The following is a 7,396-nucleotide window of genomic DNA, read 5'->3' on the forward strand; positions in this document are numbered from 1 at the left end:
CCCCGCGCGCGGCCGCGAACAGGCCGAGGAGCGCCAGCAGCGCGGCGACGATCTGGTTCAGCGGAGGCTCGTAGAGGTGGCCCATCGCGGCTCCTAGGGTGCGCTGCGCCGGGAGCCGCCGCAATCACCTCCGAGGTAAAGCGCGCCGGCGCGCCGCTACGCGATCCAGACCGACTTGATGTTGACGAACTCGCGGATGCCGTACTCGGAGAGCTCGCGGCCATAGCCCGAGCGCTTGATCCCGCCGAAGGGCAGGCGCGGGTCCGACTTCACGAGGCCGTTGACGAAGACCGCGCCCGCCTCGATCTGCGCCGCCACGCGCTCGGCGCGCGCGCGGTCCTGGGTCCAGAGCGAGGCGCCGAGGCCGAAGGCCGAGTCGTTGGCGAGGCGCACGGCGTCGGTCTCGTCCTTGGCGCGGATCACGGCGGCGACGGGCCCGAAGGTCTCTTCGTCGAAGGCCGGCACGCCCTTGTCGACGGCCGCGAGCAGAGTCGGCGGATAGAAGGCCCCTTTGCCGGGCGGGATCTTGCCGCCCAGGAGAAGGCGGGCCCCGCGCTTGACCGATTCCTCCACCTGCCGCTGCAGCGCGTCCCGGAGGTCCACGCGCGCCAGCGGCCCCACCTGGGTCTCGCGCGCCATGGGGTCGCCCACGCGGCGAGAGTGGAGCTCGTCGAGAAACCGCTCGAGGAACCGGTCGGCGACGGGCTCGACGACGATGAAGCGCTTGGCGGCGATGCAGCTCTGACCGCTGTTGACGAGCCGCGCGTCGGCTGCGGTCCTGGCCGCGGCGGCGAGGTCGGCGTCGGCGAGGACGATGAAGGGGTCGCTCCCGCCGAGCTCGAGCACGGTCTTCTTCAGCGCGCGCCCGGCGTGCTCCGCGACCTTGCTGCCGGCGAGGTCGCTGCCCGTCAGCGTCACGGCGACGATGCGCGGATCGGCGATGAGCGCGGCGACCGACGACGACCCGACTAGCACGGTGGCGAAGAGGCCGCGGGGGAACCCCGCGGCGGTGAAGACCTCCTCAATCGCGAGCGCGCAGCGCGGCACGTTCGAGGCGTGCTTGAGGACGGCCGCGTTGCCGGCCATCAGCGCGGGCGCGGCGAAGCGGAACACCTGCCAGAAGGGAAAGTTCCACGGCATCACCGCGAGCACGGGTCCGAGGGGGTCGAAGCGGACGTAGCTCCGCGAGGCGTCCGTCTGGCGCGGTTGCTCGGCGAGCAAGGCCTCGCCGTGCTCCGCGTAGTACTCGCAAACCCAGGCGCACTTGTCCACTTCCGCCTCGGCCTGGACGATCGGCTTGCCCATCTCGAGCGTCATGGCGCGCGCGTACTCGGCTTTGCGGGCGCGCAGGACGCGCGCGGCTTCCTGCAACCGCTGCGCCCGCCGGGCGAAGGGCGCCGTCCGCCACTCGACGAACGCCGCGTGCGCTGACGCGAGCGTGCGCTCGAGCTCCTGGCCGGAGGTCTCGTCGAACGTTTCGAGGATCTCGCCGGTGGCGGGATTGACGGACTGAAGGCTCATTGGGTCCTCCTCACGGGCACGGCGCTCAGGAAGGCGCTGACGGCGGGGTCCGAATAGGCGCCATAGGCATCGACCAATGTCCCCCGCATTCCGCCTTCCGCTTCGATCGCGTACACGATCGCCATGTCATCTGGGTCGGAGACTCCCTCGAAGCGATGGTACTCGCGGATGACCACGTCCTCTGGCCGAAGTGTCTTCCCCGTCTCGACGACTCGAAGCCGGTTCCCTTCCACCGAAAGGTTCTGGGTGAAACCCCGCCGTGCGAGATCTTGGAGAGCACCGGCGAGTGTCTGCTCGTCCATGTCAGCTGATTGTCCCACCGACGCCAACCCCGGTGGGTTCAAACATGGCCGCTTGCGGTCCACCGGCATCTTGCCTATCGTCATCACTCGATGGCCATCGGAACGCGGGTGCCGGATACGGGCCTCACCGTGCGGCAGTACTACATCATGGTGGGGCTGGGCGCCTTCGTCACCACCCTCGCTCAGCCTGGCGTCATCGGACGGCTCCCGCTCCAGCTCCTCCTGAAGAACCAGCTTCACTTCAACGCGCAGACCCTCGCGGCCTTCATGCTCGTCGCGACCTTCGCGTGGAACGTGAAGCCGCTCGCCGGCATCCTGTCCGACGCGTTCCCCCTATTCGGCACACGCCGGCGGCACTACATGCTGCTCGGCGCCGGCATGGCGGCGCTCTGCTGGTTCCTGCTGGGCGTGGTGCCGAAAGCCCACGGGCCGCTCCTGCTCGCCGCGTTCGGGGTCAACGCCTCCCTGGTCATCGCCAGCACCGTGATGGGCGGTCTCATGGTGGAGGCCGGGCGGAAGTACGGCATCTCCGGGCGCGTGACCTCCCTCCGTCAGGCGCTCCAGAGCATCGTGTCGCTGAGCAACGGGATTCTCGGCGGGTATCTCGCCGCCGTCGCGTTCGGGTGGACGGTCGGCATCGCGACGGCGCTGCTCGTCGTCCTCACGCTCGCGACGTTGTTCGTGTTGACCGAGCGGCCCGCGGCCGCCCGCGACCGGGAGGTGCTGCGCAACGCGGGCCGCCAGCTCGTGACGCTCGTGAGGTCGAGGACGCTCTGGGCGGCGGGCGGCTTTCTGGCCCTCGTCTACATCACGCCGGGCTTCACGACGCCCCTCCTTTACCTGCAGACCGACACGCTCCAGTTCGGCACGCGGTACATCGGCCTGATGGAGACCATCGAGGGCGCGGCCGGACTCGTCGGCGCCGCGTTCTACGGGATCGTCTGCCGCAAGTTGAGGCTCCGACAGTTCCTGACCGCGGCGATCGCCACGAACGCGCTCGCGACGCTCCTGTACCTGCACTACGGCCGTGGCAGCGCCCCGCTGATCCACGCGATCGTCGGCTTCGCGGTGATCTGCTCGGAGCTGGCCCTCATGGACCTCGCCGTCCGCTCGACCCCGCCCGGCTGCGAGAGCCTCGGCTTCGCGCTGATGATGAGCGCGCGGAACTTCGCCCTCGGGGGATCCGATCTCATGGGCTCGTGGCTGATCGACAGCCGGGGCTGGGCGTTTCACCAGCTCGTCTGGCTCAACTCCGGGACGACGGCGCTGGTTCTCCTCTTCATCCCGTTCCTGCCTGGCGTCATCGTGAACCGCAAGGAGGGCGAGGGCGCACCGCGCGTCTAGCGCGTGTCGGCGGGCGCGCCGCCGAGCAGACGTCCCGCGCGCCGGATCTCGCCCGCGTCGAAGGGCGGGCTCACGAGCAGGATCAGCCGGTGGACGCCGACGCGCTCGAGCGACTGCCGGGCGCGCGAGTCCGGCCTGAGCCAGCGCTCCTCCATTCCCGCGAACACCGTGACGATGAACCGGGAGGCGTCGCGCCCCGCGGCGGTGTGCGCGTCGCGCGCGACCTGGACGAGGTCGGCGAGGCGCGGATGGAACGCCTGCGTGTTGAAGCCGTCCGCGTGCGTGCCCGCGATGCCCGCCATCCGCGGGCCGAACCCGCCGACGATGATCGGCGGCGGGGGATCGGGCCGGAGGAATCCCGACGGCCGCTCGAGGCGATAGGCGCCGCCGGCGAAGCTCCCGCCGTCGCCGGACCAGAGCCGGCGCATGACGTCGATCGCCTCGGCGACGCGCCGCGCGCGGACCTCGTCGCGCTCGACGCTCAGCCCGAGCGCCTCCTGCTCCGCGGCGTACGGGGTCCGGCGGCTCCCGCCGGCGCCGAGCCCGAGGAGCAGGCGCCCGCCCGACACCGCCTGAAGCGTCGCCGCCATGTTGGCGAGGAGGCCCGGATGGCGATTCGCCACGTTCAGCACGAGCGGCCCGAGGGAGATCCGCCGCGTGGCCTCGGCGAGCGCCGCCAGGACCGTCCACGCCTCCGGCACGCCCGGCCCCCCGTCTCGATCGGGATCCCGCAAGTGATCCCACGTCCAGAGCCCGTCGAATCCCGCCTCCTCGACGGCGAGCGCCGCCGCGCGCATCTCGGCGTAGCGAGCGCTCATCGGGATGAGGAGCACGTCGGTCTTCATGACCGTCGGCGCGCCCGCCCGCCGGCTACCGCGGGATCACCGGCAGCAGGATGTGCGACGGATACCGGCGATCGTGAAAGATCGTCTGCTCCGCGGTCTGCACCCGGGTACTCGTCGCCTGGTCCTCGCCGGTGTTGAGGTTGCGGTCGAAGCGGGGAAAGTTGCTCGAGCTGATGTCGACACGGATCCGGTGGCCGAGCAGGAACACGTGGCTCGTCGCCCACAGGTCGATCGTGAATTCCGTCACCTCGCCGGCGTCGAGCAGCGTGGGATGCTCCCGCGACCGGCGATACCGCGCCCGGATGATCCCGTCGGTCAGGTTCTGAGCGTAGCCGTCCGGCCGCACGTCGACGAGCTTGGCGGTGAAGTCGGTGTCCGGCGCGCTGCTCGTCGCGTAGAGCATGACCTTCACCGGACCGGTGACCTCGAGCGCCGTGTCCATGGGCGCGCTGGTGTAGACCAGCACGTCCCGGCGCTCCTCCACCGGCCGCTGGTCGTACGCGCCCATGGGAATGATCAGCGTGCCTCCACCCCGCGTCGGCACGGGATCGTTCGGATCGTACACGTAGCGGTCGGGCGCTTCCTCCTCCGGCGACGAAGGGCCGAGCGTGCCGTCTCCGTGGAGCGTGTTGGCCTTGCCGCGGCTGTGGAAGTAGCACGGCGTGTACCGGGTGCGGCCGAGCGGCCACTCGTGCTCGTCGCGCCACGTGTTCTCGCCCATCACGAAGAGCTTCACCGGCGGCTCGTCGAGGATGCCGGTGTCGATGCCCTTGAGGAAGTGGTCGAACCAGCGGAGCTGGATCGCGTGGATGTCGAGCAGCGCGGCGGACCCGAAGTCGGCCTCGCCGGTGCCGCCCGACGTGGGATTGGTGTAGGGAAACAAATGAGCCCACGGACCGATGAGAAGCTTCTGGGCACGGCGTGTCGCCTCGGTCATCCCGCGCCGGCGGAGGCCGCAGAAATTCGCCAGGCCGCCGTGCAGGAAGATGTCGTACCACGAGGTCACGTGGTACATCGGCGTGGCGACGTTCCCGTGCTGGCGCTCCATGTCGATCGGCCACCAGTACGGTCCGTACTCCGGGTGGCGCAGATAGTCTCCGAGATAGCGCGCCACGGGCTTCAGGGTCTCGGCCCAGCTCATGAGCGGCAAGCGTCGATAGGCGGCATCGGAGAGCGGCTGGGCGAAGGGCGTGGGCGCCTTGACGAGGTCGCGCTCCAGCTCGGGGAGGAGGCTCTGCGTCAGCCCCTGACGGGCGATCGAGTCGCGCGCCATGAAGATCGCGTAGGGGATCTGCCAGCCCAGCTCGAAGGCGCCGCCGGTGTGATAGACCCAACACTGATGGAAGTCCGCGCCGGACGAGATGGGGAACTGGCACTTGAGGTGCGGGGGCCGGGTCGACGCCAGCAGATACTGCGTCGCGCCGAGGTAGGACTGTCCGAGCGTGCCCACGCCGCCGTCCGACCAGGACTGGGCCGCCGCCCATTCGACCGCGTCGTAGCCGTCGTCGATCTCGTGCACGAGGGCGTAGTATTCGCTCCCCTCGGACGCGAATCGCCCGCGGGTGTCTTGCACGACCACCACGTATCCTCGCTCGACGAAGTAGTCGATGTCCCCCGGGCGCTGACGCAGGTTCTTGTCGTAGGGAAGACGCATGAGCAGCACCGGAAACCGCGCGCTCGCGTCGGGGCGGTAGACGTCGGCGTGGAGCACGACCCCGTCGCGCATGCGCGCGGGGACGTTCTTCGTGACGACGACCTTGTAGGCCGGCGGGCTCGTTCGCGTCATCGGCGGACTCCGGCCGATTATACGTCCGGGGGCCGGGCAGTCGCCGGTTAGCGCCGAGCGTCAGGGTCAGCGGCGCCGTGTCTCACATGGGACAAGCGCGGGACCGTCGCGCGAGGGCGGCTCTACCCGAAAAGGATTGAGCACCGGCGACGTCCGCCCTATTGTTCTCGTATATGGCCGACGCCCGTCTCCGCACCATGACGACCCGGCGGCGCTTCCTCCGCGGCCTCTCGGCGCTCGCGGTGACCGGGTGCGCTTCGAGCGTTCCGTTGGGCAGCGGGGTGCCGCTTCCGACCACGGGTTACTACTATCACCTGACGCGCGACTGGCGGCCGCGACCGAGGCGCGTGATCCACGACGTCCGGCCGCCGATCGTCGGCATCGCGCACGCGCCCGACGGCGCCCTCCTCGATCCCGCGCGTCTCGTGCGGGAGGCGATCGAGCAGGCGGGCGGATTCGAGCGGGTCATCCGGCCGGGCGATCGCGTCGTGCTCAAGTTGAACCTCGTCGTCGCGCTGCCGAGCGGCACCGGGTTCACGACCGACGTGCGCGTCGCGGAAGCCGTCGCGAAGCTCGCGCTCGACGCCGGCGCGCGCCAGGTCGTCTTCGCCGACGGCTCCTCGGTGGCCCCCGGCACGCCCGTCGCCCACTACCGTCCGGAGGCGACGCGGCTCGCGTTCGAGCGCGGCGGATTCCGCGATCTCGCGCGCCGGCTCGACGCCACCCTCCTCGATCTGAACGAGGCCGGGCGCGAGCCCGGCGGACTCGACCTCGTGCGCGAGGTCAGGCTGACGCGCGGCGTGCAGCGCAACTCCTACTGGCTCGCGAAAGCGTTCCTCGACGCCGATCGCGTGATCTCGGTGCCGGTGCTGAAGAACCACGAGTACGCCGGCGTCACGCTCGCGCTGAAGAACTGGATCGGCGTCGCGCCGGCCGGCGTCTATCACGCGCCGTCGGTCCGCGTCGGCAAGGGCACGCTCGATCATCAGATGCGCCCGCTCGCCGGCCACATCGTGGACCTCGTGATGGCGCGGCCGCCGGACTACGTCGTGATCGACGCGCTCGTCGGCATCAACTCGGGCGTCCGCGCCTATCCCTTCCGTCCCGGACCGGGTGGGCCGATGCGCGCGATCCTCGCGGGCCCGGACCCCGTGGCCGTGGACACGGTCGGCTGTCTCGCCATGACGTACGATCCCGCCACCATCGGTCATCTCGTGTGGGCGGAAGCGGTGGGGCTCGGCGTCGCCGATCCGGCGAAGATCACGATGCGCGGCGCCGACGTGGGCGCCTTCCGTCAGGAGTACGCGACGCCCGTCAACGGCATGTACGTGCCCGGTCGCTTGAAGGCACGCGCGTGAGCGCGCGGCGCTTCGTGATCGTCGCGGCGCTCGTGCTCGCGGCCTGCGCTCCGGCGACATCGATGACGGGTCCCGCGGGGCCGATCCCCGAGCTGTGCGCGTGGACCGGTCGCTACAAGGGCGCGTGGGTGTTCGAGGAGGAAGAGCGAATCGTCGCGTACTTCGCGCCGACCAATCTCGAGGAGTACCGTCGCACGCTCCCCGGGGCGTTCGCGATGCCGGAGCGTCCACTCGTCCGCG

The 7,396-nt window shown here is 70.5% G+C and carries 7 protein-coding genes; 3 read left to right on the forward strand and 4 right to left on the reverse strand.

The window, feature by feature from the left end:
• Nucleotides 1-156: 156 nt before the first annotated feature.
• Together VKG64_10290 and VKG64_10295 are read right to left on the reverse strand one after the other, a co-directional pair.
• Nucleotides 157-1,521, reverse strand: a complete 1,365-nt coding sequence (locus VKG64_10290) for an NAD-dependent succinate-semialdehyde dehydrogenase (protein ID HKB25431.1) — start codon at nucleotides 1,519-1,521, stop codon at nucleotides 157-159.
• A complete protein-coding gene (locus VKG64_10295) occupies nucleotides 1,518-1,823 on the reverse strand; it encodes a phosphoribosylpyrophosphate synthetase (protein HKB25432.1) in 306 nt (101 codons plus the stop codon). Before VKG64_10295 ends, VKG64_10290 begins: the two co-directional genes overlap by 4 nt.
• Nucleotides 1,824-1,913: 90 nt before the next feature.
• Between VKG64_10295 and VKG64_10300 the strand changes: the two genes are divergently transcribed.
• Nucleotides 1,914-3,167, forward strand: a complete 1,254-nt coding sequence (locus VKG64_10300) for an MFS transporter (GenBank protein ID HKB25433.1) — start codon at nucleotides 1,914-1,916, stop codon at nucleotides 3,165-3,167.
• On the opposite strand, the gene VKG64_10305 is transcribed toward VKG64_10300, so the two are convergent.
• Together VKG64_10305 and VKG64_10310 are read right to left on the reverse strand one after the other, a co-directional pair.
• Nucleotides 3,164-4,012, reverse strand: coding sequence for an LLM class flavin-dependent oxidoreductase (locus tag VKG64_10305; protein ID HKB25434.1), 849 nt, complete (start codon nucleotides 4,010-4,012; stop codon nucleotides 3,164-3,166). The two genes, VKG64_10300 and VKG64_10305, sit on opposite strands and share 4 nt — an antisense overlap.
• 25 nt (nucleotides 4,013-4,037) lie before the next feature.
• Nucleotides 4,038-5,798 carry a CocE/NonD family hydrolase gene (locus VKG64_10310; GenBank protein HKB25435.1) on the reverse strand — a complete coding sequence of 587 codons (1,761 nt, stop codon included), beginning with the start codon at nucleotides 5,796-5,798 and terminating at the stop codon, nucleotides 4,038-4,040.
• A gap of 197 nt (nucleotides 5,799-5,995) precedes the next feature.
• On the opposite strand from VKG64_10310, the gene VKG64_10315 reads away from it, so the two are divergent.
• Complete coding sequence (locus VKG64_10315; protein ID HKB25436.1) at nucleotides 5,996-7,156, forward strand: DUF362 domain-containing protein; 1,161 nt, start codon at nucleotides 5,996-5,998, stop codon at nucleotides 7,154-7,156.
• The coding region (locus VKG64_10320) for a hypothetical protein (GenBank protein ID HKB25437.1) at nucleotides 7,153-7,396 on the forward strand (244 nt) is incomplete at its 3' end. The genes VKG64_10315 and VKG64_10320, both read left to right, overlap by 4 nt.

Source organism: Candidatus Methylomirabilota bacterium (assembly GCA_035260325.1).
Lineage (GTDB): Bacteria > Methylomirabilota > Methylomirabilia > Rokubacteriales > CSP1-6 > AR19.

What these genes read in the sequence shown, in the direction of transcription:
- VKG64_10290 (HKB25431.1), bottom strand. Translation starts at nt 1,521, where the DNA reads ATGAGCCTTCAGTCCGTCAATCCCGCCACCGGCGAGATCCTCGAAACG.
- VKG64_10300 (HKB25433.1), top strand. Translation starts at nt 1,914, where the DNA reads ATGGCCATCGGAACGCGGGTGCCGGATACGGGCCTCACCGTGCGGCAG.
- VKG64_10305 (HKB25434.1), bottom strand. Translation starts at nt 4,012, where the DNA reads ATGAAGACCGACGTGCTCCTCATCCCGATGAGCGCTCGCTACGCCGAG.
- VKG64_10295 (HKB25432.1), bottom strand. Translation starts at nt 1,823, where the DNA reads ATGGACGAGCAGACACTCGCCGGTGCTCTCCAAGATCTCGCACGGCGG.
- VKG64_10310 (HKB25435.1), bottom strand. Translation starts at nt 5,798, where the DNA reads ATGACGCGAACGAGCCCGCCGGCCTACAAGGTCGTCGTCACGAAGAAC.
- VKG64_10315 (HKB25436.1), top strand. Translation starts at nt 5,996, where the DNA reads ATGACGACCCGGCGGCGCTTCCTCCGCGGCCTCTCGGCGCTCGCGGTG.